Here is a 24,742-nt window from a genome sequence, read left to right as displayed (position 1 = left end):
GGACAGACCCTCTACAATCGGAAGCGACTCAGACAGCAGCCGGATGTAGACCGAACGCAACAGCGTGAACGCAGCAGCGAACCCATAGGAGTGACCCTGATGCAGCAGCCAGAAGCCCTCGGCGGCCTTTCGGGCGGAATCGATCACCGCGAACCCGAGCCGGACGGCGCATTCATCCCGACAGAAAACCTCAATGTGGCGAGCGCCACTCAGCATGTGCTGAAGTCGGGCGACACGTTCATCGTCAACGATCCGCTTGGCGATATCACCGGCCATGACGACGGCCTGTTCGTCAACGACACCCGTGTTCTGTCGCAACTGCGCCTCACTTTCGGCGGACGCGCGCCTTCGCTGTTGTCGGGCAGCGTGAGCAGCGACAACACGTCGTTTACGGCGCATCTGACCAATCGGCCGTTGCCGCCGCTCGGCGGCGATAGCACGCCTGAGGGCGTGATCCACGTCGAGCGCGTGCGGGTGCTGTCGGGCACCGTGCTCAACGAAGCCATCGAACTGACCAACTACGGCACGAGCGACGCCGTGGTGCCGCTGTCCATCTCGTTCGCGAGCGACTTCCGCGACATGTTCGAAGTGCGCGGCCTGAAGCGCGACAAGCAGGGCCGTGTCGAACCGGCGCGCGTGGAGCACGGCGAGGTGCTGCTCGGCTACGTCGGCCTCGACGACGTGGCGCGCAATGTGCGGATCGCATTCTCGCCGGAACCGGACAAGCTTTTCGCCGACCGCGCCGATTACACCGTCAAGCTGCCGGCCCAGGCGTGCGTGTCGATCTATCTGTCGGTGGCGGTGCAGGTCGTCGCGCAGACGGACAAGCCGATTGCCGGCGTCTCGCAGCCCACACACGCGATGAGCGAAGCGCATCTGTCGCAGATCGACGCCGAGCGTCCGCGCGTCGGCCGCGCGGCTGTGCGCGCCGCGCTCGTCGACGCCCACCTCGTGATGCGCGAGCGTCGCCGCGTTACCGCGCGCGTGCGTTCGAGCAATCCGCTTTTCAATGCGTGGATCGACCGCTCGCTCGCCGATCTCGGCCTGCTGACCACCGACCTCGTGACCGGCCCGTATCCGTACGCCGGCATTCCGTGGTTTTCCACGCCGTTCGGCCGCGACGCCGTCATCACGTCGCTTCAAACGCTGTGGCTGCAGCCGCAATTGGCCGCGGGCGTGTTGCGCTTTCTCGCCGAACATCAGGCGCGCGAGAACTCGCCGTTTCGCGATGCCGCGCCCGGCAAGATCATGCATGAGATGCGCAAAGGCGAAATGGCGGCCACCGGCGAAGTGCCGTTCGCGTTGTATTACGGCGGGGTCGACACCACGCCGTTGTTCATCGTGCTGGCCGGCGCTTATGCCGCCCGTACGGGCGACCTCGCGTTGATCGACGAATTGTGGCCGGCGCTCGAGCGCGCGGCGCAGTGGGTCATGGGCGTGTGCGACAAGAACCGCTACGGCCTGCTGGACTATCAGCGCGAGTCCGACGGCGGTCTCGCGAATCAAGGCTGGAAAGACAGCCACGACTCCGTCTTTCACGCCGACGGCCACTTCCCCGATGGCCCGATTGCGCTCGTCGAAGTGCAGGCCTATGCGAGTTCCGCCTTCGACACCATGGCGCACTTCGCGAAGCTGCGCGGCCTTCATGACGCGGCGGCGCAATACAGCGAGCGCGCGAAGAAAATCCGTCAGTGCGTCGAAGAAAAGTACTGGATGGAAGAGGCCGGCTTCTACGGCATCGCGCTCGACGGCCACGGCGAACTGTGCCGTGTGATGGCCTCGAATGCGGGACACCTGCTGGCCTTCGGTTTGCCTTCGCGCGAGCGCGGCGAAGCGGTGGTGCGCGCGCTCGACTCCACGCTGTTCCACACCGGCTGGGGCGTGCGCACGCTGGCCGCGAGCCAGTCGCGTTTCAACCCCATGGCGTATCACAACGGCTCAGTCTGGCCGCATGACAACGCGCTCTGCGCGCGCGGCCTGTCGCGCTACGGCGGCAAAGCGGCGGCCGTCCGGCTATTGCAGGCGCTGTTCCAGGCGGCGGTCAACTTCGACATGCGCTTGCCTGAACTCTTCTGCGGCTTCCCACGGCGGCGCGGCGAGCCGCCCACCGCGTATCCGGTCGCCTGTCTGCCCCAGGCATGGGCAGCGGGCTCGCCGTTCATGATGCTCGAAGCGTGTCTGGGCATCACGATCGACGCCGAGCGGCGCGAAGTGGTGATCGAGCAGCCCATGCTGCCCGAAGGCATCGACTGGCTCGAAGTGGGCGACCTGCGGGTGGGCGACGCCTCGGTGTCGATCACGTTCCGCCGCATCGGCGATAAGGTCGTGGCCTCGGCGGAGCAGGGCGACGTGCGGGTGGTCGCGCTTCTTTAAACAGGCACTGAAAGCACGCGAAGCGTGACGGAACCGCTGTTGGATGCGAGGTGCCGGGTGGTAACATTTGTTGTCATCCTTATCGACCGTTCGCCCGGTACCTCCGCATGCCAGACAGTTTCGACCAGCTCGCCGCCCTGATCCGGGCGCGCTTTTCCGAACTGAGTCCGCAGTTCCAGATGGGAGCGGGTTTCCTGCTCGATCATCCCGACGAGGTCGCGGTTTCCTCCATGCGCAAAGTGGCGGAAAGAGCGCAGGTGCAACCGGCTTCGCTGGTGCGCCTGTCGCAGCAACTCGGTTTCCCCGGCTGGAACGAATTGCGCAACCTGTTCGTCGCGCGCGTGCGCACGCGGCCCGAACCGCTCACGAGCCGTGCGCGTTCGCTCGTCAAATCGAAAGACGCGCTGGCGAACGATCTGCTGGTCGCGCAGCAGCACAACCTCGAGGTCACCGCCGCGCATAACGGCCGTGTGATCGTTGAAGCCGCGCGTCTGCTGCGGCGTGCGCCGCATGTGCATGTGGCCGGCTTCCGCTCCTGTTACTCGGTGGCGTTCGGTCTCGTGTACGGTTACCGGCTCTTTCGGTCCTCGGTGTCTCTGCTCAACGGCGAGGCCGGCACGCTGGAAATGCAGTTGCGCTCCGTCGAACGTGACAGCGCAACCATCGTGATCAGTTTCGCGCCGTATTCGGTGGAAGCCGCGCGCGTAGCCGAAGCTGCGCTGGAAAAGGGCAGCAAGCTGATTGCCATCACCGACAGCGCCGTCTCGCCGATCGCCTTGAACGCCGACAAGGTGCTGATCTTTTCGCACGAGAGTCCCTCGTTCTTTCCATCGCTGGTGGCGGCTACGGCGCTGGCCGAGTCGCTGGTCGCGCATCTGCTCGCGCTGGAAGGCGCGGATGCGGTCGAACAGCTCGCCATCGCGGAGCAGTCGCTGCACGCGAAGGGCGCATACGTGCCTTGAACATTCCTGTCTGATCCGGCTCAGGTCTCGCGTGAATGCGGGACCGCTCCATCTGGATAAATATGGTCTGGTTTGACAACAAATGTTGTTTTAAAGTATAAATGCGTACCGATTGTTGAATGGGTGCGATGGTGACCTCGAAGCAGGGTTTGAATCTTGTGCAGGTGAGCGGTAAGCCGTATGAAATAGGCTACCGGCTAGCTGAACTGGCGCGGCCGGTTTTCGCCGACTACATGAATCAGAGCAGCGCATGGCAGGCGGTTCGGCGCTGGCGCGGCACTGCGTTCGCGCAGGCACTGCGCGATGCAACGCAGGCGCATTTCCCGGCGCTGCTCGCCGAGCTCGAAGGGATGGCGGCGGCCCTTGGCTGGTCGGCGGAAGATGTGTTTCTCTGGAACTGCCGCGGCGAACTGATCCACAACGCGCCGGACGGTTGCACCACGCTGGCGGCGGCCGTTGGCGACACGCGCTTCATCGCGCACAACGAAGACGGCGATCCGTTTCTGCGCGAGCGCTGTGCGCTTGTCGAGGTGCAGCCGGCTGGCCAACCCGGCTTCGTGAGTTTCTATTACCCCGGATCGCTGCCGGGCCACACCTTTGCCGCGAGCCGCGCCGGTATCGTGCAGGCGATCAACAATTTGCGCATTCGCACACCGGTCGCCGGCGTGCCGCGCATGATCCTCGCGCGGGCCGTACTCGATGCCGCTTCGCTCGATGAAGCGTTGCACATTCTGCGCCACACGCCGGCCGCGAGCGGCTTTCATCACACGCTCGGCTGTGCAGGCGACGCGCGCCTCTTCAGCGTGGAAGCCACTGCGCGGCGATGTTCCGTGCAACCGGTGGCGAATCTCAGCGGCCACGCGAACCACATGATTCATCCAGGCTGCGAGGCCGAAGCGCAAATCGTCACGGATTCGTCGCGAGACCGTCAATTGCGCGTGGATGCCTTGTTGCCCACCGTCGCGCGCTCGTTGCAACCCGCCGCCTTGCTCGACGTCTTGCACGATCGCGCGCCTTCGGGCCTGCCGATCTACCGCGACGACCCGCGCGATCCGGACGACGAGAACACACTCGCCACCGCGCTCTTCGACATCGGCGATGCTGGTGTGTCGATGAAAGTTTACCGGCAGGGGCAGTGCGCATTCGACACCTTCATCGCCCGCGCGGCGTCTGCACGAGCCGGCGCATAAGCGCTCGCCGTCATCACAGGAAACCGAACACCATGTCCACCGTTTTTCATCGTTCGCCTAAACAGTCGCTGCCGGTCGCCGTCGCGGGCGACGGCATCGAGATCATCGATTCCACCGGCAAGCGCTATATCGACGCGTCCGGCGGCGCCGCCGTTTCCTGTCTCGGTCATAGCAACCAGCGCGTGATCGACGCGATCAAACGACAGTCGCAGCAGTTGCCGTATGCGCACACGTCGTTCTTCACCACCGCGCCTGCCGAAGAACTCGCCGACCGTCTGGTGGCGAGCGCGCCGCAGGGGCTCGAACACGTGTATTTCGTCTCGGGCGGCTCGGAGGCGATCGAGGCGGCGCTGAAACTCGCGCGCCAGTACTTCGTGGAGAAGGGCGAGCCGCAGCGCCGCCATTTCATCGCGCGTCGGCAGAGTTATCACGGCAACACGCTCGGCGCGCTGGCGATAGGCGGCAATGCGTGGCGACGCGAGCCGTTCCTGCCGATTCTGATCGAAGCGCATCACGTGAGTCCGTGTTACGCGTACCGCGAGCAGCGCGCGGACGAAACTGAAGAGGCCTTCGCGCAGCGTCTCGCCGACGAACTCGAGCAGAAGATTCTCGAACTCGGCGCGGATACGGTCGCCGCCTTCGTTGCGGAAACAGTGGTCGGCGCGACCGCCGGCGCGGTGCCGCCGGTGCGCGAGTATTTCCGCAAGATTCGCGCGGTGTGCGATCGCTACGGCGTGCTGCTGATTCTCGACGAGATCATGTCGGGCATGGGCCGCACCGGCTACCTGTACGCCTGTGACGAAGACGGCGTGGCGCCGGACATCCTGACCATCGCCAAAGGCCTCGGCGCGGGCTATCAGCCCATCGGCGCGACGCTCGTGAGCGACCGGATCTATCAGACGATCGTCTGCGGCTCGGGGTTCTTTCAGCATGGCCATACCTATATCGGTCACGCCACCGCGTGCGCCGCGGCGCTCGAAGTGCAGCGCGTGATCGCGGATGACAATCTCTTGGCGAATGTGCTCGCGCGCGGCGATCAGTTGCGCGGACGGTTGCGCGAGCATTACGCGCAGCATCCGCATATCGGCGACGTGCGCGGCCGGGGGTTGTTCGTCGGTGTCGAGCTGGTCAAGGACCGCGTCGGCAAAACGCCGTTCGACGCCCGTCTCAAGCTGCACGCCGCAATCCGGCGTGAGGCGTTCGCGCGTGGTCTGATGGTGTATCCGATGGGCGGCACCGTCGACGGCCGGATCGGCGATCATGTGCTGCTGGCGCCGCCGTTCATCTGCACCGAGCGCGACATCGACGAGATCGTCAGCCGGTTCACGGATGCGGTCGGCGGTGCGCTCGCCGCGGCTTGAGCATTCCGACGCCACCAATCAAGAGAGCGATCATGACCGAGCGTTTGCCTCACTTCGACCCGTCCGCCGCCACGCCTGAACAGAAAGCGGTGCTCGACGAAATTCTGTCCGGCCCGCGCGGCAATCTGAACGGGCCGTTTCTCGGCTGGATTCATAGTCCGGAACTGGCGCAGCAGGCGCAACGTCTGGGCGCGTTCTGCCGTTACCGGACGGGTTTGCCGCTGCGCCTGTCGGAGCTGGCGATTCTCGTGACCGCCGCGCGCTGGCAGGCGCAGGCGGAGTGGTACATCCACTACCCGATCGCGCTGCAGGCGGGCGTGTCCGAAGCGGACGCCGAGACGATTCGCGAAGGAAAGCGCCCGAATTTCGCGGACGCCGACGACGCGTTGATCCACGACTTCGCGAGCGAGCTGTACGACACCAAGCGCGTTTCGGACGCAATCTATGCGAAGGCGGTCGAACGCTTCGGACATCAGGTGGTCATCAACCTGGTAGGCCTGCTCGGCTATTACGCGTTGGTGGCCATGACGCTGAACGTATTCGGCATGCGCGCGCTCGGGCAGGAGAGCTTGCCGTTCGCCGAATAGGCGGGCGGCATGGCAGCGCCGTTGTGCAATCGCGCGCGCTGCGAGCGGCAACTTCGGCGCGGGCGGCTCCTGAGGCGGCATCTGTTTGACCGATTACCGGCAACGTCACGACGCTGGCACACGGAAGCGCCTATGATGGAGTTCGGTCCACGCCCGCGCCGGCGACGCCGCGCGACATTCTCGACCGATGCCGGAACCGCAGACCACCCGGGCGGGATCGTTGCGGCAGGCGTCAGATTCGGTCGTGCAGCGCGCGAAGCTGGCACAAACAGGAGAGAGCGATGAAGCGCAAGGCATCAGCAGTCTGGCAAGGCGGCCTGCAAGACGGCAAGGGCTCGATTTCCACCGACAGCGGCGTCCTCAAGGAGACCCAATACTCGTTTTCGACACGCTTCGCGGACGGCATCGGCACGAATCCGGAAGAGCTGATTGCGGCTGCGCATGCGGGGTGTTTCTCCATGGCGCTTTCGGCGGAACTGGGCAAGGCCGGCATTACGCCCGAACGCATCGGCACGACGGCCACCGTCACGCTCGACAAGGACGGCGGCGGTTTCGCGATCACTGCGGTGCATCTCGACGTAGCCGTGAAAATCCCCGGCGGCGACAAAGCCGCCTTCGAGAAAGCGACCGCCGACGCCAAGGCCGGCTGCCCGGTGTCGAAAGTATTGAACGCCACGATCACGATGGACGCGAAGCTCGAAACCTGAGTTCGCGACTTTCCTTGGTGATCGACAGACGATAAAGCCGGCGCGCGGGTCAAACCCGGCGCCGGCTTTTGTTTGCTGGCCCTGAAGCGGGACGCCTATGCCGTCACACCTTGGCCTCCTCGCAGCGCTACGCAGCAAAGTTCCGACGCGAAAACGAGCCGCCTTCATCCGGCTCGATCAGATAAGGCGCATCAAGGCGTTTCACCCTCGGCCTGCTGAACGGTGCGCATCGCAGTGGGCGTCCCTTTGACGCGGTTCTTCACGAGCTTGTCGAGATCGAAAGTTGAAGTCTTGCCGACGCTCGGCAGGCAATCGCGCACCCAGATGTCGGCCGTCGCATGGCCCGCCTCGCGCAAGGCGCGGAAAAATTCGATGGAGGGCGTGTTCTTCGATGCAGCGCCGATCTCGTCCATGAAGCGGTCGGCGCGAATCACGTGAAAGCGCTTGGTCGAGTACGGCTTTCCGTGGTGCTGAAGGCCAGGGTTTTCGGCGACGAGTTCGTTGATCAGCTGGATCTGACGAACTTCCGCGACCCACGACGCGCCGAAGCTGATTTCGTTGATCCGGTTGTTGATCTCGCTGGGGCGTTCAGGCGGCCCGTGCTTCGTGCGGAGCGGATCGATGAGAACGCTCAGGATGTCGTCGGCCCACTCGACGAGCGGTGCGAGCGCCGGGTTGGCCATGTAGCCGCCGTCCCAATAGAACTCGCCATCGATTTTCACCGCCTCGAAGAGTGTGGGGAAGCAGGCTGATGCCATCAGCGTTTTCGCCGAAATTTCGCCCGGACCGAAGATGCGCAGCGCGGTCAGGTTGACGTTGGTCGCCGCCACGAAGAGCTGGGGCACGGCGTCTTTCGGGTGATTGACGACCCCGAAATCCGGAATGACCGTTTCCATGATGGAGCCGAGCGAATTGGTCAGCCACGGCATGGCGTACGGCGAACTGAGCGGCTCGAGCATGCTTTGCGCGAGCACCACCGGATTGAGATCCACATTCCAGCGCTCGGGAGACTTCAGAAGATCCGTGGGGAAGTTGTAGAACGGCTGCCATTTCGACGCGCCGCCGACCAGCGTCCAGAGTTGTTCGAGCGCCCGTTTGGCGTCGGTGGGACTTCTGCTCAGGCCGTAGGTGCAGGCCGCGGCGTTGAGCGCTCCGCCACTCGCGCCGCTGATCGCGAGAATCGACAGCGTTCCGCGCCCGACTTCGTCGAGCAGGCGGTCGAGCACGCCCCACGTGAACGCCGCGTGCGCGCCGCCGCCCTGGAGGGCGAGACCGATCGTGGGAATGTCTTTTGCCGTCGCCATGCTGACCCCCGTGCTGCGGTCGCGCAGCAGTCGTTGACCTCATAGGGGAAAACGAAAGTGCCGCTGCGGTTTTAACCGTTGTACTGCACCGCACGAATTTCCGCCATGGCGCGTGGTGGGGCGCACCTTCTGTGCGTGAGCAATTAACCTGAAAAATGAGGTTGTTGCATTTCGTAATGGGTTTTAACCGGATAGGAGCAAACGTTTCAGGAAACGAAATCGAATTTTCATGCCTCGCAGAACAAATCAGTATCATTTGCCAGATTTAGGGTTTTGTAATAGTTTCGCCGTCTTTTGGGCGACCCCGCTGCGTCGTGAAGGAGGCAACACTTCCTGTAGCCATGCGTAGCAATGTTTGGTCGCATATAACGTCGCTGGCCCATCTGCCGGCCACATTTCAGTGCGGCTTGGCTTGCGCGGATCGCAATCTGACGTCAATCACCACTATTGCCGTTGGACCGACGACCGTAGTTAACGGTGACAACGGCGTGGACATCGGCAACGGCGCCGTCGTCGATGCCACGGCGCCGGGCGGCGTGGCGATCGGCTCGGGGGCGCAAAGCAGCGCCATCGATGCCATCGCAATGGGCGCCGGCGCGAGCGCGACGATGACAAACAGCGTTGCGCTGGGTGCCGGATCGGTGCAATCCGGCATCAATTCGGTCGCGCGCAATGCCTATTCCGGCATCGCCGCGGCAACCGCATTGACGATGATTCCAGAGGTCGACAAGGACAAGACCTTGTCATTCGGCATCGGCACGGCGGGCTTCCGTGGCTATCAGGCCGTGGCGTCGGGCGGAACCGCTCGTCTCACCGAGAACGTCAAGATGAAAGCAGGTGTCGGCATGAGCCCCGGCGGCACCACCTTCGGGATGGGCGCGGCCATGCAATCGTAGGGCGCGGATGCCTTCGCTCCGTCAGATCCGCGCGTAGATCGAACTGCCGATCGTCAGCGAAGTTGCCGTGGTCGACGCGAAACGGATCTCATAGAGGTCGCGTCCAAAATTGCCCGGCACCTTGATCGACATGCCGCCGAGCGTATCACTCAGCGGCACGATCAGTTGATAGCGAAGATCTTCGTTGCCGTACAGCACGTAGCCCGGGAGTTCGGCGAGTGTCGCGAAGAACGCCGGCGGATTGCCAAGCACGACAATCGGCACGGCGCTCGGCGCATCGTTGGTCAACGTCCACTGGGTGCCGACGCGTTGCTGCCACGCGCTGTCGAGCGCCGCCAGCGGGGCGAGTTGCTGGCCGACCGGCAGCGTCAGATACGCGTAGCCCGCGCCCGGCACGACCCGCTTCATCAGATAGCGATAGTTGAACGCATTTCCTTCGCTGTCGTTGCCCGACACGACTGCGAAGCGATACGACGCCGTATCGCTATCGCTCCACCACCAGCCGTCGCTGCGGTACTGGTACCCGCCGATCTTCGCCCAGCCTCGCGTAGCAGCGTCCCACTGGTTGATCTGCAGACTACCATCCGCGTCGGCGAGCACTTGATACGGCAAATCCGAACTGCCGTAGATGCCCGCGCCGCTCGCAATGCCCGGCCCCGAAGCGACCGGCGGCGCCGTGGTACCAAGCTTCGCCGGCAGCGACGAAATCGTGCCGTCTTCCTTCAACGCCGACAGTACCAGCGTTTCGGCAATCGCCCGGGCGTTGTAGCCCGCATTGCCGGTCACCAGCAGCGCGAACTGCGAGTTGGGCACCACGAAAAATTCGGTCGAATAGAACGCAGTGCCGCCGTCCTTTTCCCAGCCGAGCACGCCCGCGGCGTCGAGCGCCGGCTGCACCACAGTGTCCCAGCCGAGACCCCAGCGCCATTCCGGGGACGGGTTGATCGTCAGGTTTTTTGTCTGATCCATGCCCATCTGCGCGATGCCCGCTGCAGACACAATGCGCTGTCCCTGGAACACGCCACCGCCGTAGATCATCTGCGCGAGATTCATCATGTCGGCGGGCGTCGAACTCAGTCCGCCGGTCGCGTACGCATTGACGAATTCCTGGTGCTGCGTGCCGTTCACGTACGGCAGTGAGAACGATCCTCCGGACGGCGCGCTCGTCAGATAGCTGGACTGGGTCATCTTCAGCGGCGCGAGAATAGCCGACTGGACGAAGTCCGCGAAGCTCTGACCCGTCATGGCGAGCACGATCTGCTCGACCATCGTGAAGCCGTCGTTGCAATAGACGGCCAGCTCACCCGGCAGGTGCTTCAGGTGCGAGTTGGCGAGTTCGGCTTGAGTGTCGGCGGCGTATCCGGCAACCGGCTCAAACGTGAAGAGATTGCGCCCATTCGTGCCGGGCAGGCCGGATGCATGCGACAGCAGATGACGCGTGGTGATCTGCGCGTATTCCGGCGACAGCATCGTGAAGGTCGGTAGATATTTGACGATCGGCGTGTCGAGCGTGATCCGACCGCGATCGACGAGGATCGTCGCCGCCAGTGCCGGGAACAACTTACTGACCGAGCCGATGTTAAAGCGCGTCTGCGGCGTTGCCTTGATCTGCCCCGGTACCGACGCCAACCCGAAGGCCTGCTGCCAGACCACGGTGTTGCCCTTGACCATCGCGATCGAGATCGCGGCGACGGGATTCGACGGATCGCTGATGGCTTGCTGGATCATCTGTTGACCGAGCGCAATGGTCTGCTGATAGGGCGTCGACTGGATGTCGCCGTTGCCGCAGCCGGGCAGCACTGCCGCGAGCATCCCGGCGCCGGTGTAGCCGAGAAATTGCCGTCGGCCTACGCTGAAAAGAACCTCGTGATTGCGATCGCACTTGGTCACGGCATTCCCTTTTCTCTGGTTATCAGGATCTGCAAAAAGCGCGTTTCTTCAGCTATGGTGCCGCCAAGATGGCAATGACGATCTTCTCAATTTCGACGCAGCGGGATAGCTTCTTTTGACCGGACCACCGTGCCCCAAATCATAGGCGTGCGGGCGAACTTGAGTAGCGACGTGTCGAGATGCTACGAAGCTTTGGCTTAAGAGCGCGCCCATAAGGTATCAAATTCTGCTCAACGCAGCACGAGATATTGTCTGACGCAATCGCCGATATACGATCTCTTTGATTTACGTTGCGCTGGCCTCATTCTCCATCACGGGCGCATCAGGTGCGCAAAGCGGTCGTTCGAACGTCGGACGCATTGGGTAAGGCAACGGCTGGAATTCGCCGCCTGTACGCATTCGTCCGCCGCGCCGGAAGCTTCCGTGTACGAGGCCATCTTTCGCCTGACGTCCGCCAGCAGCGAGCGGCATTAACGCTAGACTTTGGGCATTTTCCGGGAATCTGACATGCTTACGACCAGGCGTCCGGCGCTTCGCCGAGCTGCAATGCTCCCGGGGAGGGTTTTAAGGCTGCTGACATGCAGCCTGATCGGTTTCGCCTGCATAAATGTCCCAGCTCAGCCTGTGTTGCAGATCGCGCGTATAGCGAATGTTCCGGACCAGGAGGTTGGTGCGGAGATTCTCACGGTCGTCTATGCCAAGCTCGGCATTCACGTTGAATTTGTCGACGTGCCGGCCAAGCGGTCATTGATCGAGTCGAGTTCGGGTCGCCTGGATGGCGAGGTTCAGCGCGTGCTCGATGTACAGAGAGAATATCCGACGCTCGTCGCTGTCAGGGAGCCATTCAACTATATCGAGCCAGCGGCCTTCGTGAAGGAGTTGAATTTCCACGTCAACGGTTGGGAATCGCTGCGTCCTTACCGCGTCGGCATCATACGCGGTGTAGGTTCGTCTGAGCGCGGGACGGCCGGAATGCCACAGGTTGAAGTCACCGAGACGATGGATCAAATGATGCTGATGCTTGCCCACGATCGCATCGATGTTGCCGTCAACGATCTCTTCAGCGGTATGCTCGTCATACGCAGGCTGGGTCTGGACGGGCAGTTGCGAGCGGTGTTGCCGCCCCTGCAGCATATTGACATGTACCATTTCCTGAATGAGCGCAACCGCGAACTCGTGCCCCGGGTGGAGGCCGTCATTCGGGATATGCGGGCAAGCGGGGAGTTGCAGGCGCTTCGATCGCAAATTACTCACCGCATGCTGAATGGAGCGGCTCAAGGTGCGCCTTCGGTAGATCGGTGATCAGCTGCGTTCCTAGACGAGTATCGCCGCATGAAACGCGTGCCGACGACAACCCTTTGACGCACGCCAGGATTTGTACTCGCTGCAATTTGCTCGCTGCTTCCCTATAAATAAAAGAGGACGAGCGAGCAAACCGTTCGCGTCCTGATGGCCCGTTGCTGGCAAACATGCTGCAGCCGAATCTCAAGTCGACTTTGATCCATCGAAGATCATGTATCGGGTCGATCGTATCCCTGCGCGCGAGCGCAATGGAACGCGCTCGGCGCTATCAGACGCGCGAAATAATTTCTTCACAGTGCAAGGCACCATGGGAGGTGCGCTGTGTTTAACCATACCAAATCGACCCACTCAACGCTGTCTCGCATCTGGTTTTACACCGCCGTAACAGCGGCATGTCTGACCGGTTGTTCCTGCGCGGACGCGGCCGCAGTCGTCACTTCTCCGGCAGCCGCTTCCGCGGTTGCTCCTGCATCAGCACCACCACCGGCGCCCGCCACCGCGCGAGCGAAGGAAATACGTGCTGCAACCGGCAGCACGCCCGCGCCAATCGACTTTCCCGCGATCGTCGAGCGTTATGGGCCGGCTGTTGTGAATATCCGCGTGACAGTGCCGGTGAATGTGCCCGCGAGCGCGACGCCCGCTTTTGGTCCTAGCGCCGAAGCGGTCGACGGTGACGATCCGATCTTTTCGTTCTTCAAGCAGGCCTTGCCACAATCGCAAAACGGCCTGGGCGCTACGCCGCGGGTGATGTCCGGCGTCGGATCGGGCTTCATCGTGAGCCCGAACGGTCTCATTCTGACGACGGCGCATGTCGTCGATCAGTCGGATGACGTGACCGTGCGCCTGACCGACCGGCGCGAGTTCAAGGCAAAAATCGTGGCTGTCGATGCGCAAAGCGACATCGCCGTGCTCCAGATCGACGCGACGAAGCTGCCTACCGTCAAGCTCGGCGATTCGGCGCGCGTGCGCGTCGGCGAGCAGGTGCTGACGATCGGTTCGCCAGACAGCTATCAGAACACGGTCACGGCGGGCATCGTCAGCGCGACGTCGCGCACGCTCGCCGATGGCAGCACGTTTCCGTTCTTCCAGACGGACGTGTCGCTGAACCCCGACAACTCGGGCGGCCCCGTGTTCAACCGCGCGGGCGAAGTGGTCGGCATCGACGTGCAGGTGTATGCCGATAGCGATCGCCTGCAGAGCCTGACGTTCGCAATCCCGATCAATATGGCGAACAAGGTGCGCTCGCAGTTGCAGGGTGAGCAAGCCCAGCAGGGCCAGCCAAGCGCTCAAGACAATGCGCGCAGCAATCTGGGCATTCAGGTAGAGGACGTCGATATGAATCTGGCGAACGCGTTCGGCCTGCCGCGCGCGGCGGGCGCGCTGGTGACGTCGGTCGACCCGGGCAGTCCGGCGGCGGCGAGCAATCTGAAAACGGGCGACGTGATCGTGCAACTCGCCGACAAGCCTATCGACCATGCGGCCGATCTAACCGGACAGAACCCGGCGTTGCAGACCGGAACGAAAGTCCCGCTGAAGTTGATCCGCGATCACAAGCCGATGACGGTGATGGTGAATGTCGGGCCAGCGTCGCAAGAGGCGAACGCAGGTGCGGGCGGGGTTGCAGGCCCAAGCTCTGACGCAGGCTCGCGGCAGTTTCACGCGCTCGATCATCTTGGCCTCACGATGCATTCTTTGACCGACCAGGAGCGGCGCAGCATGGATCTTCCTCAAGGCCTGATGGTCGACGACGTGTCGGGGACAGCGGTCGCTGCCGGCATCAAGCCGGGCGATGTCGTGCTGTCGTTGAACGGCACACTGGTCGCGTCGCAGGATGAACTGGCATCGCTTGCGGCAAGGGCTGGCAAGAAGGCAGCGTTGCTGATCCAGCGCAATCACGCACGAAGCTTCGTCACGGTCGACCTCAAATAAAAACCGGAGTGCGAGAGCGGCTAATCGGTACACGATTCCCGCCTCGCATGCCGACGCGGTGAACTCATGTCGCTAACGCCCCGGGTGAAGGACGATCACGACCGATCGCAGACCGGGCATATTCGCACAGCGTGTCTCAACCCTCTGCACAGTCAATGGAGTGCGGGGAACGTGAACCCCGCGGAGTTCGCGCGACGTGGACGCTCTTCAAACGTGCGCGGCCCAAGCAAGCCACCCGGCAACGACGACGGCAATGTTTGCAGCGTGATCGCGCTGAACACCACCACGCGGCGCGGGCGCGCGAGGCCGCGCGCGTAGATTTTCACGCTTTCGGTTTAATGTTCTGGTTGACCCGGAACAGGTTATTGGGATCGTACTTCGCCTTGATCGACGCAAGGCGTGTGTAGTTCTCGCCGTAGCTTAGTTCGACTCGGTTCTCGGCCTCGTCGGCGTCCAGGAAGTTGACGTAGGCGCCTTCCAGATTGAACGGGTGGATAGCCCCCCAGTAGGCACGACCCCAGGTCTTAAGCGCTTCGGCATCCTTGGGATCCGGGCTGACTGCGGCAATTACCATCGAAAAAGACGCGTCCCGCGCGCTCCACGGCGTGGCATCCCTGGGGATCCGCCGAACGGCGCCGTCGATGGGGTAAAGATGCATCAGGCAGAACGGGGTCGGTGCCTTGAGCGCGTTGGCGATGTGCACGTCGATTGCCTCGTCAGGCAGCGCCTTGACAAAGTCGCCCTTCCAGTACCACTGCAAGCCTTTAGGGAAAAACGGGTCGAACAGACTGTTGATGGCGGTCCACGGCATCTCGCCCATCCAGTTGAACAGCGGGACGGGCAGTTTCTCGAGCAGCGAGGCCATGAGTTTCTGACCTTCTGCGGTCGGCCCGTTGAAGGCACCGATCAGGGCACAGGCGCGTTTGTTCCAGTGCTCCTTGGGGAAGGGATCGGTTGGAGGTACGGTTTTGAGGCCGACAAACAGGCCAAGCTCTTCGGGGGCGTGTGGGATGAAATCGCGGTACATCGCCATAACTTGCCTGGCATCCTTGGCGTCCCAGAAGATCGGACCGGCGAACACCATTCTGGCTGGGTGGGCCTGAAATAGAAAACTTGTGACCACGCCAAAGTTACCGCCGCCGCCGCGCACAGCCCAGAAGAGGTCGACGTGCTTGTCCTTGTTAGCGGTGACGAAAGAGCCGTCGGCCAGCACTACATCCACCTCGAGCAAATTGTCGACTGTGAGGCCGTGCTTGCGCGTGAGGTAGCCGGTTCCTCCGCCCAGGGTCAGACCTGCGACGCCCGTGCTGCCGACGATGCCGAGCGGTACGGCGAGGCCAAAAGCGTGGGTCGCGTGATCGACATCCGCTGCAGTGCAACCTGGTTCGACACGTACGGTGCGGCTCGCTGGGTCGACGCGCACGCTGCGCATCTGCGAAAGGTCGATGACCAGCCCACCGTCGCAACTGCCCAAACCGGGACCGTTGTGTCCGCCTCCGCGGATTGCGAGAAGCAGTTTGTTTTCGCGCGCGTAGTTGACCGCCGCCATGACATCGGCGGCATCGGTGCAGCGGGCTATCACCTTGGGCCGCTTATCGATCATGCCGTTGTAGAGCGCTCGCGCCTCGTCGTAGTCTTTGTCTGACGGACCGATCAGCCTTCCGCGAAATCCCTGAATCGCAAACTCATCCATGACGCCGCCTCCTTGAATAGTTGGTCCATCGCGCACAGGCGCGATGAAGCGCTGCCGTCCTAAGAAGCCTCGCACCGAACTTTCGTTCGCGAGGCTGGCCTCGCACCCCACTTGATGAAAAGAATAGTGCTCCGACGCCATCGCCGGAAGGGCCTTTCCGATTGACGACACTGACAGCAGAACGAGCGAGCAACGAGTCGAATGAAACTCGACCCATCGGCGGCGGCTCTTTAGTTCAGCAGAAAAAAGGGCGCGTCCGACCGGAGAACTTGACGGGCCAGACGGCATGAAAGCGTCCAGCGCAGCCTCAAATGGTCATTTGAATGGCCGGCACCGGGGATTCCGGAAGTTCCTTAACGGTCGGGAGTGTGAGTTCGCTGATGCACGAGCCTGCCGACCGTGCTCAGCCAGATAGATGGTGCATACCGCTCGCCGCCTCTTCTTGGTGCCCGCAATCTTCCAACGCTTGCAGAAACGTCGAACTCCACCAGTGCACATCGAACTTGCGGATTCGCTGAAGAAGCGCTTCATGCCGGTTGATCCGTTCATCGAGCGACATCGTTAGCGCCCGCTGGATGGCCTGCGCCGTGCCTTGCGTGTCGTAGGGATTGACCAGCAGCGCTTCCTTCAATTGCTCCGCGGCTCCGGCAAAGCGCGAGAGCACCAGCATGCCCGGGTCGGCGGAGTCCTGTGCGGCGATGAATTCTTTCGCGACCAGATTCATGCCGTCCCGCAACGGCGTAACGAGCGCTACTCGACTCGCGCGATAGAGACCCGGCAGACGCTTTCGGGCCACGTTGCGATGAATGTAGCGCACCGGCATCCAGTCCAGTTCACCGAAGTCGCCATTGATCGCGCCGCACAGGCTATCCATCTGACGCCGCAGATCGTCGTAGGCGTCGACGTCCTCGCGGCTAGGGGAGGCGATCTGGATCAGCGTCGCACTATCGCGGTTTTCCGGGTAGAAGGTCAGCAGTTCGCGGAAAGCATGGACACGTTGCGGTAATCCCTTCGAGTAGTCCAACCGGTCGACGCCCACCAGCAAACGCCGCCGCGAATACTCCTCGCGCATCCGGACGAACATGTCGCGCCCTTCCTTCGAGTCGGCAAGACGAATGAAGTCGTCGACGTCGATACCGATGGGGTACGCGCCGACCCGCAACGTTCGATTGAATGCCCGAAGACGATCCGGGCTCAACTGTTGTGCCTGCGCTTCCGATTCGACGTAGTGAGTGAAATGCGTCAGGTCGGCTTTGCTTTGAAAGCCCACCAGATCGTAGGCAAAGAGCGAGCGCATGAGCCATTCGTGTTCCGGAATCGCGGCCATGATTAGCGGCGGCGGCATCGGAATATGCAGGAAGAAGCCGATGCGGTTGTTACATCCCATGGCTCGCAACTCGGCCGCGAGCGGGATCAAATGATAGTCATGAACCCAGATGAGATCGTCAGGCTTCAATAGCGACAGCAACTTGTGCGCGAATAACTGGTTGACCCTCCGATAGCCTGCAGCGAATCGTGTGTCGAAGTTGGCCAGGTCCAGCCGGTAGTGGAATACCGGCCATAAGACATTGTTGGCGTAACCCAGGTAATACGTATCGTGGTCTTCCCGGCTTAAATCAAGTGTCGCGAGGGTGACGTTGCCCGCCGTTTGAACATGAACTTCGCCCCGGCCGACTGTTGCACCATCCGCCGCTTCGCAGATCTTGCCACTCCAGCCAAACCAGAGCCCACCGGTCTGTAGCAGGCTGTCCTTTACCGCTACAGCGAGTCCGCCGGCTGCAGGCTTGCGAGGATCGGCAGTGCGATTTGAAACGACGACTAGACGACTCATGAGGTCCTTGTGCTGTTGCGCTCATGTGGCACCCACCGTCCGGACGCCAAGGGGGAGCGCCGACAGTGAATCATCCGCTCCATGGACGAGTTGTCGCGAACCAAGATTTCAGCTCTTTTTTGACGTCTTGGCGATAAATGGCGTGGGTACGTGCTGACACGTCTCGCTTCCGCACTTCGGGCAACTCGGATGGGCGCTCTCGTGTTCGGCGAGATGTTCAGCGTGCTCGAACAAATGGCCACACTTCTCGCAACGATATTGGTACGTTGGCATATGCACTTCTCCAACACGAATCCACCTGGCAGGCCTGATACGACTCACCAGCACTGCCCGGTACTGTGAGAAATCCATTCTAGTGCAGGAATGCACAGGCATGTGTCTCCGGTTCGTACTAGGCTTGATTATGGCCAAGACGGTCGCTGTCCGGCGAAACGTGATGAACTAACATCCGCCTGCTGGCCAAAACCGCCTCTGCGCAGTGTTCCTGGCGGCACAGAACGAGGTCAGATATGCAACTGCTTACGGTAACTATCGTCAAACCTGAAGCGACGAACTTCATCCTGGGGCAAAGCCACTTCATCAAGTCCGTCGAGGATCTGCACGAGGCAATGGTCGGTACCGTTCCGGGTATCAAGTTTGGTGTGGCCTTTTGTGAAGCGTCAGGTAAGCGTCTTGTGCGCCGGTCTGGCACCGACGCCGGCCTGGTCGAGTTGGCGTGCCAGAATGCCACGGCCATCGGCGCAGGCCATAGTTTCGTGATTTTTCTCGGCGACGGCTTTTACCCCGTCAATATTCTGAATGCGATAAAAACCGTGCCGGAGGTATGCCGGATATTCTGTGCGACAGCGAATCCCACGCAGATTCTGGTTGCCGAGACGGAGCAAGGGCGCGGCATCGTGGGAGTGGTTGACGGGTTCCCGCCGCTCGGCGTGGAAGACGAGGAGGACGTTCAATGGCGTAAGGATCTGTTGCGCGCTATCGGTTACAAAGTGTAGATGTGGTGGCTCTCCTCGCCCGACTTGCGTGCCCATCGAACCATGGAACATTTAGGCCTGCGGGCCCGGCACCCTGTGGTCAGCCATCCTGCGTCAGAGTGAGCATGCGCTGCGTCGTGAAGGAGGCAACACTTCCTGTAGCCATGCGTAGCAATGTTTGGTCGCATTTAACATCGCTGGCCTATCTGCCCGCCAAATTTCAGTGCGGCTTGGCTGGCGCGGATCGTTAATGACCCTGATGATCCGCATTTTGCATGTCTCAGAGGTCAACGCGTCTCCACGTTTCCTTCTTTTTGTTCCACTATCAAATCCCAGTTCGCGGAGGAAGTCACGATCATGCTCGAGAAGGTAGTGGTACGCTCCGGGATGATTTGTATACAGATTCTCCAGGCCGTCGGAGCCTGGAGCCGAAAGACGAAATCGTAGCGCGCTTCGACACGGAACGGGCGGTACGCATGGTCGAGCAGGGCCTTATCGCCTATTCCCGCAAAACGGCCCAGGTGCCGCCGATTCAGAACTTCCGGTTCGAGGCGAGCAACGGCGAATGCTGCATCAAGTCAGCGTACGTCGACGGGGCTGCTACGTTCGCGGTGAAGGTATCGTCCGGCTTTTACAACAACCCCGCAGCGGGATTACCCAGCAACGACGGGCTGGTCATACTCTTCTCGGCAAAGACCGGTGCGCCTGTCGCATTGCTGCAGGACGAAGGCTGGCTGACCTGCGTGCGCACCGCAATCGCGGGCCAACGAGTTGCACGTGCGCTAGCTCCGCGCGAGGTTCACGGGATCGGCATCACCGGCACGGGTGTGCAGGCGCGGCTACAGTTGGAATATCTGCGCGCGGTGACATCGTGCCGCGACGTGCATGTCTGGGAACCGAATGCCGAGCGGCGGCTGCATTTTTTGCAGACGACATGTCGGTGTTCGGGTTCTCGGTTCATGCTTACGAGTCCGCAGAAGGCGTTGCAATCAATTCAAATCTGATTGTGACCGCTACGCCATCGCGCGAGGCGTTGCTGAAATCCCAATGGGTTCAGGACGGCACCCATATCACTGCTGCTGGTGCGGATGGTCCTGGCAAACAGGAATTGGACGCCTGGATTGTCGGGCGCGGGCGTCGTTGTGGTCGATTCGATCGCGCAATGTAGCAATGCCAGAGTCGAAGCAGTTTTTGACGTCCGCGACAACCGCGCTATCGCACGATGACAGGGCCGATACGGTTCCAGGATGACGTTCGTCGGTCGGCGCATCAACAGCGCAGGCAAGGCGCGAGGGCGATAGCGGCCGGCTATTGCAAAGTGGGAATTGGCTCGGAGCGGTGCTGCGCGGCGCATGCTACGGCAGGCGTGTCAATATGGATGTTGACGCAACCAGTCTGCGATGCACAACTCGGCGGCGTCCGTGCTGCCCCACAGATCGAGCGACAAGAGCATGTCTGTCAGCAGTCCATCCACTTGGGTGCTCGTCACCTCGCCTTAACCGAACTACTTGGCGAGACCCGCATGCGGCACTCCGAGTGGCCTCGACGCATACTGGACGGCCACGGGAAAAAGGCTGCCCGTGGAAACTCGGCTCAGATGTCTTTGTAGAAGCGGATTCAACATGCGAAAACACCGCTGCGCGACGCATCACATGAGCTTGTCGCACATCAACTCGATCATCTTTCCCCGAAGCCACAAGCTCGCCTGGTCCTGTTCGCTGCTGCGATGCCAGTACAAATGCCATTCCAGCTCGGAGAGCGGAAACGGCAGATCGACCATGCGCGCGTCGTGACGCTTCAGCAACTGTGTCGGCGCGGTCAGCGCAAGGTCGGTTCGCAAGGCGACGAGCGGCGCGACCATGTAATGCTGCACGCGCATTTGTATGCGCCTCTGCTTGCCTAGCCGCTTGAGCTCGGCGTCGACGATTCCGCTGCCCTGACGCCGGCTCGACACCTGAATATGGCCAAGCGCGAGGTAGTCGTCCATCGTGAGTGTCTCGCCGGTGAACGGATGATCGTGGCGCAGCATGCAGGCGTACCGGTCGCGGCCGAGGCGCGCCTGATGCAACTGCGGATCATCGATAAGCGGCGCGTCGATGGCGAAGTCGATCTTGCCAGTGGCGAGCGCGGTGCTGACCTCGCTTCGCGGGGTGAAATAAGACTCGATGCGCATGCCGGGCGCCTGCTGTTGCAACAGTTCGCCGAGCGTCGGCAGCAGGATTGCTTCGGTCAAATCGGGCATGCTGAGGCGAAAGGTGCGCTCGGACGCGGCCGGGGCGAACACGTCGCCTTCGGTCGCGCTCGCCTCGAGCAATTGCAGTCCTTCACGCACGCGCCCGATGATGTTCTCCGTGAACGGCGTAGGCACCATTCCGGACGACGTGCTGACGAACAGCGGATCATCGAACGCCTTGCGCATGCGTGCGAGCGCATTGCTGACCGCGGCCTGCGTGATGAAGAGCGCCTCGGCCGCGCGGGTCAGGTTGCGCTTCTCGTAGATCGACTCCAGCACCACGAACAGGTTCAGATCCAGCTTTGGTGAACGCATCTCACAGTCTCCGTTTGCCCATCATCATAAACGGGAGGCGCTGTGAGGATGCGTACGTTTGCCTCGATTTCGTCAGGGACAGTCACGCGGCGGCACGTTCAGATAGGCCGCCATTGCACCGGGTCGCTCCTTGCCTTGCGCCAGTTCCATTTTCGCGATGGCCTGGAGATGGACCTCGTCGGGACCGTCGGCGTAACGCAACGCCCGTCCCCAGGTCCAGTGATCGGCGAGCGGCGTGTCCGGGCTCACGCCCATCGCGCCGAATACCTGCATCGCACGATCGCACACCGCCGTATGCACCTGCGGAATCAGCGCCTTGATCATCGAGATTTCCTTGCGCGCCTCTTTCGCGCCGACCTCGTCGAGCAGCCACGCTGTCTTGAGCACGAGCAAGCGCGCCTGATCGATCTCGATGCGCGATTTCGCGATCCATTCGCCGATCGTGCCGTGCTGATGCAGATACTTGCCGAACGTCTTGCGTTCCTGAGCGCGCTCGATCATCAGTTCGAGCGCGAGCTCGGCCGCGCCGATCGAGCGCATGCAGTGGTGAATGCGCCCCGGCCCGAGCCGCGCTTGCGCGAGCGCAAATCCGCTGCCTTCTTCGCCGAGCAGATTCGACGCGGGCACGCGAACATTCGTGAACGTGATCTCGCAATGTCCTTCCGGCGAGATGTGATTCATGACCGGGATATTGCGTACGACCGTCACGCCGGACGTGCCTGCCGGCACGAGGATCATGCTCTGCTGACGATGGCTTTCGGCATCCGGATCGGACTTGCCCATCACGATGAACAGCTTGCAGTTCGGATGCGCAGCGTTCGTGATAAACCATTTGCGGCCATTGATCACGTAGTCGTCGCCATCGCGGCGAATGGAGGTCGTGATGTTGGTCGCGTCGGAGGAGGGCACATCCGGCTCGGTCATCGCGAACGCGGAGCGGATTCGGCCATCGAGCAGCGGCACGAGCCATGTTTCGCGCTGCGCGGGCGTCGCGAACATGTGCAGCAGTTCCATGTTGCCGGTATCGGGCGCATTGCAGTTGAAGACCTCGGACGCCCACGAAACGCGGCCCATGATCTCCGCGAGCGGCGCGTATTCGAGGTTCGTGAGACGCGTGCCGGGCTCGCCGTCCTTCAGGTGCGGCAGGAAGAGATTCCACAGGCCCTCTGCCTTGGCCATGGCTTTGAGATCTTCCATGAACGAAACGGGGAAGCGCCCCGCGTGCACTTCCTCGTGCCACTGACGCTGCCGCGGCACGATATGCTCGTCCATGAAACTGCGCACGCGGCGCATCAGGTCTTCAACTTTCGGGTAATGTGCGAAATACATGATGGGTTCCTTTCGCGCGGTTGGCTAGATCGTCAGGCCGCCATCGACGACGATGCATTCGCCGTTCGTATAGCTCGCCGCATCGGATACGAGATAGAGCACGGTGCCGGCCATTTCGTCGGGTTCGCCGTGGCGGCGCAGCGGGATCGCGTTGATCCAGCGCTCGTAGACCGCCTTGTCATCGAACAGCGCGCCGGCGAACTTCGTTTTGGTGAGGCCCGGCAGAATCGCATTCACGCGGATGCCGAACGGGCCGCACTCTTTCGCGAACGCCTTCGTCATGTTGACGACGGCCGCTTTGGTGATCGAGTAAATGCCCTGCATGTCGCCCGGCTGGAGCGCGTTGACGGAAGCCGTGTTGACGATGCTGCCGCGGCCCTGCGCCTTCATCATCTTGCCGGCTTCGACGGACATGAAGAAGTATCCGCGCAGGTTCACATCGACGGTCTTGTTGTAGGCGGCGAGGTCCGTATCGAGGATATGGCCGAAGTACGGATTGGCCGCGGCGTTGTTGACGAGTATGTCGAGCCGGCCGTGCTTCTCGCGGATATGGCTGAACATGAGCGCGATATCTTCCATGCGGCCGACGTGGCATGCGAACGCTTCAGCGCTGGCGCCCGATACGCGGATGCGCGCGGCGACCGATTCGCAATCTTCCACTTTGCGGCTCGATACGATGACATGTGCACCTTGTTCGGCCAGCAGCGCCGCGATGGCCTCGCCGATGCCGCGGCTCGCGCCCGTCACGAGGGCGACGCGTCCCGTGAGGTCGAAGAGTTTCGTAGTCAATGTCGTTCCTTTTGACGGGTTGAGAAAGATCGTCCGCTACGCGAGCAGGTCCTCGGCGAGCCGGGCGAGCGGTTCGACCATGCGGCCGACCTCGTGCGCATCCGCGCTCGATGCATTGCCCTGCAACGCGCGCGCCTTCACGCCCTGAGCGATCGAGGCGAGGCGGAAGAAGCTGAATGCGAGACAGAAGTTCCAGTTGCCGATGTCGCTCAGACCGCGCAATGCGCAGTACTGTGCGAGGATCTCCTCCTCCTCGGGGATGCCCAGCGCAGTGCGATCGTGACCGCGAAGCCCGGTGATATGCCCCTTCGACGGCAGGCGCAGGCACATGCAGAAGTACGCGAGGTCCGCGAGCGGATTGCCGAGGGTCGAGAGTTCCCAGTCGAGCACGGCACGCACGCGCGGCGCGACGTCGGCAAAGATGAGGTTGTCGATGCGGAAATCGCCGTGCACGAGCGCCGGGCGTGGCGAATCGGTCTGGCAATGGCTCGGCAGCCAGTCGATGAGCGCTTCCATCGGCGGGATCCGCTCCGTTTCGGAAGCGCGATACTGCTTCGTCCAGAGTTCGACCTGTCGCTGAAAGTAGTTGCCGGGCCGGCCATAGTCACCGAGACCGACGCTTTCCGGATCGACGTCATGGAGTGCCGCGAGTGTCGAAACGATCGATGTGTAGTAGTCGCGCCGCGCGTCGCGATCGACTTCGGGCGGGGCAGGGTTCCAGAAGATGCGGCCGGGCTCGTAGCTCATCACATAGAACAGGCTGCCGATGATGTCGCGGTCTTCACAGAGATGCCAGACGCGCGCCACGGGAACCGGCGTTTGCGCGAGCGCGCTCAGCACGCGAAACTCGCGATCGACTGCGTGAGCGGACTTGAGCAAAGTCCCAGGCGGCTGGCGGCGCAGGACATAGCGGCGGCCTTGTGCGTCGAGTAGCCACGTAGGGTTGGACTGGCCGCCCGCGAACTTCGTCGCATGCACCGGCCCACGAAAGCCAGGGAGATGTTGCTCGAGATAAGGCGTGAGCCGGTCGATGTCGAGAGACGAGCTGGATCGTTCGCTGTTCATATGCTTCCGTGC

At 62.1% G+C, this 24,742-nt stretch carries 20 protein-coding genes and 1 pseudogene; 11 read left to right on the top strand and 10 right to left on the bottom strand.

All coding sequences use genetic code 11. From position 1 onward, the window contains the following. Window positions 1-99 precede the first annotated feature (99 nt). The 6 genes from B0G82_RS20435 to B0G82_RS20410 all read left to right on the top strand — a co-directional run bounded on the left by B0G82_RS20435 (window position 100) and on the right by B0G82_RS20410 (window position 7,180). The gene (locus B0G82_RS20435) at window positions 100-2,373 is read left to right on the top strand and encodes an amylo-alpha-1,6-glucosidase (RefSeq protein ID WP_116145264.1); all 2,274 of its coding nucleotides are present in this window, start codon (window positions 100-102) and stop codon (window positions 2,371-2,373) included. 107 nt (window positions 2,374-2,480) lie between these two features. Next, window positions 2,481-3,335 (top strand): MurR/RpiR family transcriptional regulator, encoded by an 855-nt coding sequence (locus B0G82_RS20430; RefSeq protein WP_116145263.1) that lies wholly within the window; start codon window positions 2,481-2,483, stop codon window positions 3,333-3,335. 128 nt (window positions 3,336-3,463) lie between these two features. Continuing rightward, window positions 3,464-4,525, top strand: a complete 1,062-nt coding sequence (locus B0G82_RS20425; protein WP_121308834.1) for a C45 family peptidase — start codon at window positions 3,464-3,466, stop codon at window positions 4,523-4,525. Window positions 4,526-4,557: 32 nt separating this feature from the next. Next, window positions 4,558-5,886 (top strand): aspartate aminotransferase family protein, encoded by a 1,329-nt coding sequence (locus B0G82_RS20420; RefSeq protein WP_121308833.1) that lies wholly within the window; start codon window positions 4,558-4,560, stop codon window positions 5,884-5,886. Window positions 5,887-5,918: 32 nt separating this feature from the next. Beyond that, the gene (locus tag B0G82_RS20415; RefSeq protein ID WP_121308832.1) at window positions 5,919-6,473 is read left to right on the top strand and encodes a carboxymuconolactone decarboxylase family protein; all 555 of its coding nucleotides are present in this window, start codon (window positions 5,919-5,921) and stop codon (window positions 6,471-6,473) included. Between the two features lie 281 nt (window positions 6,474-6,754). Then, on the top strand, window positions 6,755-7,180 hold the full coding sequence (locus tag B0G82_RS20410) for an OsmC family protein (protein WP_011492126.1): 426 nt from the start codon (window positions 6,755-6,757) through the stop codon (window positions 7,178-7,180). Window positions 7,181-7,371: 191 nt separating this feature from the next. Here B0G82_RS20410 and B0G82_RS20405 read toward each other — a convergent pair whose 3' ends face one another. Then, window positions 7,372-8,484 (bottom strand): patatin-like phospholipase family protein, encoded by a 1,113-nt coding sequence (locus tag B0G82_RS20405; RefSeq protein WP_121308831.1) that lies wholly within the window; start codon window positions 8,482-8,484, stop codon window positions 7,372-7,374. A gap of 467 nt (window positions 8,485-8,951) precedes the next feature. On the opposite strand from B0G82_RS20405, the pseudogene B0G82_RS20400 reads away from it, so the two are divergent. Further along, window positions 8,952-9,380: pseudogene (locus B0G82_RS20400) on the top strand (YadA-like family protein); the annotation flags it as partial. 21 nt (window positions 9,381-9,401) lie between these two features. On the opposite strand, the gene B0G82_RS20395 reads toward B0G82_RS20400, so the two are convergent. Continuing rightward, window positions 9,402-11,192 carry a serine hydrolase domain-containing protein gene (locus B0G82_RS20395; protein ID WP_121310739.1) on the bottom strand — a complete coding sequence of 597 codons (1,791 nt, stop codon included), beginning with the start codon at window positions 11,190-11,192 and terminating at the stop codon, window positions 9,402-9,404. 702 nt (window positions 11,193-11,894) lie between these two features. Here B0G82_RS20395 and B0G82_RS20390 point away from each other — a divergent pair. Both B0G82_RS20390 and B0G82_RS20385 read left to right on the top strand, forming a co-directional pair. Continuing rightward, window positions 11,895-12,572 carry a transporter substrate-binding domain-containing protein gene (locus B0G82_RS20390; RefSeq protein WP_199730149.1) on the top strand — a complete coding sequence of 226 codons (678 nt, stop codon included), beginning with the start codon at window positions 11,895-11,897 and terminating at the stop codon, window positions 12,570-12,572. A 588-nt stretch (window positions 12,573-13,160) separates the two neighbouring features. Further along, window positions 13,161-14,501: a trypsin-like peptidase domain-containing protein gene (locus B0G82_RS20385; protein ID WP_121308829.1), complete on the top strand. Its 1,341-nt coding sequence runs from the start codon at window positions 13,161-13,163 to the stop codon at window positions 14,499-14,501. 152 nt (window positions 14,502-14,653) lie between these two features. Here B0G82_RS20385 and B0G82_RS39780 read toward each other — a convergent pair whose 3' ends face one another. The 4 genes from B0G82_RS39780 to B0G82_RS20370 all read right to left on the bottom strand — a co-directional run bounded on the left by B0G82_RS39780 (window position 14,654) and on the right by B0G82_RS20370 (window position 18,298). Further along, complete coding sequence (locus tag B0G82_RS39780; protein WP_158608174.1) at window positions 14,654-14,827, bottom strand: hypothetical protein; 174 nt, start codon at window positions 14,825-14,827, stop codon at window positions 14,654-14,656. Beyond that, entirely contained in the window at window positions 14,824-16,194 is a 1,371-nt protein-coding gene (locus B0G82_RS20380; protein ID WP_121308828.1) for an FAD-binding oxidoreductase, read from the bottom strand. The genes B0G82_RS39780 and B0G82_RS20380 overlap by 4 nt, the downstream gene beginning before the upstream one ends. Before the next feature lie 403 nt (window positions 16,195-16,597). Then, window positions 16,598-18,025, bottom strand: a complete 1,428-nt coding sequence (otsA, locus tag B0G82_RS20375; protein ID WP_116145255.1) for an alpha,alpha-trehalose-phosphate synthase (UDP-forming) — start codon at window positions 18,023-18,025, stop codon at window positions 16,598-16,600. A 108-nt stretch (window positions 18,026-18,133) separates the two neighbouring features. Further along, a complete protein-coding gene (locus B0G82_RS20370; RefSeq protein ID WP_106286471.1) occupies window positions 18,134-18,298 on the bottom strand; it encodes a zinc ribbon domain-containing protein in 165 nt (54 codons plus the stop codon). Between the two features lie 236 nt (window positions 18,299-18,534). Between B0G82_RS20370 and B0G82_RS20365 the strand changes: the two genes are divergently transcribed. Continuing rightward, window positions 18,535-19,020 (top strand): adenosine-specific kinase, encoded by a 486-nt coding sequence (locus B0G82_RS20365; protein WP_121308827.1) that lies wholly within the window; start codon window positions 18,535-18,537, stop codon window positions 19,018-19,020. Between the two features lie 254 nt (window positions 19,021-19,274). Next, entirely contained in the window at window positions 19,275-20,003 is a 729-nt protein-coding gene (locus B0G82_RS20360) for a hypothetical protein (RefSeq protein ID WP_277872793.1), read from the top strand. A gap of 644 nt (window positions 20,004-20,647) precedes the next feature. Here the strand turns inward: B0G82_RS20360 and B0G82_RS20355 are convergent. From B0G82_RS20355 to B0G82_RS20340, 4 genes are all read right to left on the bottom strand, one after another. Further along, window positions 20,648-21,547, bottom strand: coding sequence for a LysR family transcriptional regulator (locus tag B0G82_RS20355; RefSeq protein WP_121308826.1), 900 nt, complete (start codon window positions 21,545-21,547; stop codon window positions 20,648-20,650). Between the two features lie 72 nt (window positions 21,548-21,619). Beyond that, window positions 21,620-22,876, bottom strand: a complete 1,257-nt coding sequence (locus tag B0G82_RS20350; RefSeq protein ID WP_121308825.1) for an acyl-CoA dehydrogenase family protein — start codon at window positions 22,874-22,876, stop codon at window positions 21,620-21,622. Window positions 22,877-22,900: 24 nt separating this feature from the next. Beyond that, window positions 22,901-23,665: an SDR family oxidoreductase gene (locus tag B0G82_RS20345; RefSeq protein ID WP_121308824.1), complete on the bottom strand. Its 765-nt coding sequence runs from the start codon at window positions 23,663-23,665 to the stop codon at window positions 22,901-22,903. A 36-nt stretch (window positions 23,666-23,701) separates the two neighbouring features. Further along, window positions 23,702-24,730: a phosphotransferase family protein gene (locus tag B0G82_RS20340; protein WP_121308823.1), complete on the bottom strand. Its 1,029-nt coding sequence runs from the start codon at window positions 24,728-24,730 to the stop codon at window positions 23,702-23,704. Window positions 24,731-24,742 lie beyond the last annotated feature (12 nt).

This window comes from Paraburkholderia sp. BL17N1, assembly GCF_003634175.1.
In the GTDB taxonomy this organism is placed as follows: Bacteria; Pseudomonadota; Gammaproteobacteria; order Burkholderiales; family Burkholderiaceae; genus Paraburkholderia.
Note: the sequence above shows the minus strand (reverse complement) of the source record. Positions and strands in the feature narration are given on the sequence as shown.

What these genes read in the sequence shown, in the direction of transcription:
- B0G82_RS20435 (WP_116145264.1), top strand. Translation starts at nt 100, where the DNA reads ATGCAGCAGCCAGAAGCCCTCGGCGGCCTTTCGGGCGGAATCGATCAC.
- B0G82_RS20430 (WP_116145263.1), top strand. Translation starts at nt 2,481, where the DNA reads ATGCCAGACAGTTTCGACCAGCTCGCCGCCCTGATCCGGGCGCGCTTT.
- B0G82_RS20425 (WP_121308834.1), top strand. Translation starts at nt 3,464, where the DNA reads ATGGTGACCTCGAAGCAGGGTTTGAATCTTGTGCAGGTGAGCGGTAAG.
- B0G82_RS20420 (WP_121308833.1), top strand. Translation starts at nt 4,558, where the DNA reads ATGTCCACCGTTTTTCATCGTTCGCCTAAACAGTCGCTGCCGGTCGCC.
- B0G82_RS20415 (WP_121308832.1), top strand. Translation starts at nt 5,919, where the DNA reads ATGACCGAGCGTTTGCCTCACTTCGACCCGTCCGCCGCCACGCCTGAA.
- B0G82_RS20410 (WP_011492126.1), top strand. Translation starts at nt 6,755, where the DNA reads ATGAAGCGCAAGGCATCAGCAGTCTGGCAAGGCGGCCTGCAAGACGGC.
- B0G82_RS20405 (WP_121308831.1), bottom strand. Translation starts at nt 8,484, where the DNA reads ATGGCGACGGCAAAAGACATTCCCACGATCGGTCTCGCCCTCCAGGGC.
- B0G82_RS20395 (WP_121310739.1), bottom strand. Translation starts at nt 11,192, where the DNA reads ATGCTCGCGGCAGTGCTGCCCGGCTGCGGCAACGGCGACATCCAGTCG.
- B0G82_RS20380 (WP_121308828.1), bottom strand. Translation starts at nt 16,194, where the DNA reads ATGGATGAGTTTGCGATTCAGGGATTTCGCGGAAGGCTGATCGGTCCG.
- otsA (WP_116145255.1), bottom strand. Translation starts at nt 18,025, where the DNA reads ATGAGTCGTCTAGTCGTCGTTTCAAATCGCACTGCCGATCCTCGCAAG.
- B0G82_RS20370 (WP_106286471.1), bottom strand. Translation starts at nt 18,298, where the DNA reads ATGCCAACGTACCAATATCGTTGCGAGAAGTGTGGCCATTTGTTCGAG.
- B0G82_RS20365 (WP_121308827.1), top strand. Translation starts at nt 18,535, where the DNA reads ATGCAACTGCTTACGGTAACTATCGTCAAACCTGAAGCGACGAACTTC.
- B0G82_RS20360 (WP_277872793.1), top strand. Translation starts at nt 19,275, where the DNA reads ATGTCTCAGAGGTCAACGCGTCTCCACGTTTCCTTCTTTTTGTTCCAC.
- B0G82_RS20355 (WP_121308826.1), bottom strand. Translation starts at nt 21,547, where the DNA reads ATGCGTTCACCAAAGCTGGATCTGAACCTGTTCGTGGTGCTGGAGTCG.
- B0G82_RS20350 (WP_121308825.1), bottom strand. Translation starts at nt 22,876, where the DNA reads ATGTATTTCGCACATTACCCGAAAGTTGAAGACCTGATGCGCCGCGTG.
- B0G82_RS20340 (WP_121308823.1), bottom strand. Translation starts at nt 24,730, where the DNA reads ATGAACAGCGAACGATCCAGCTCGTCTCTCGACATCGACCGGCTCACG.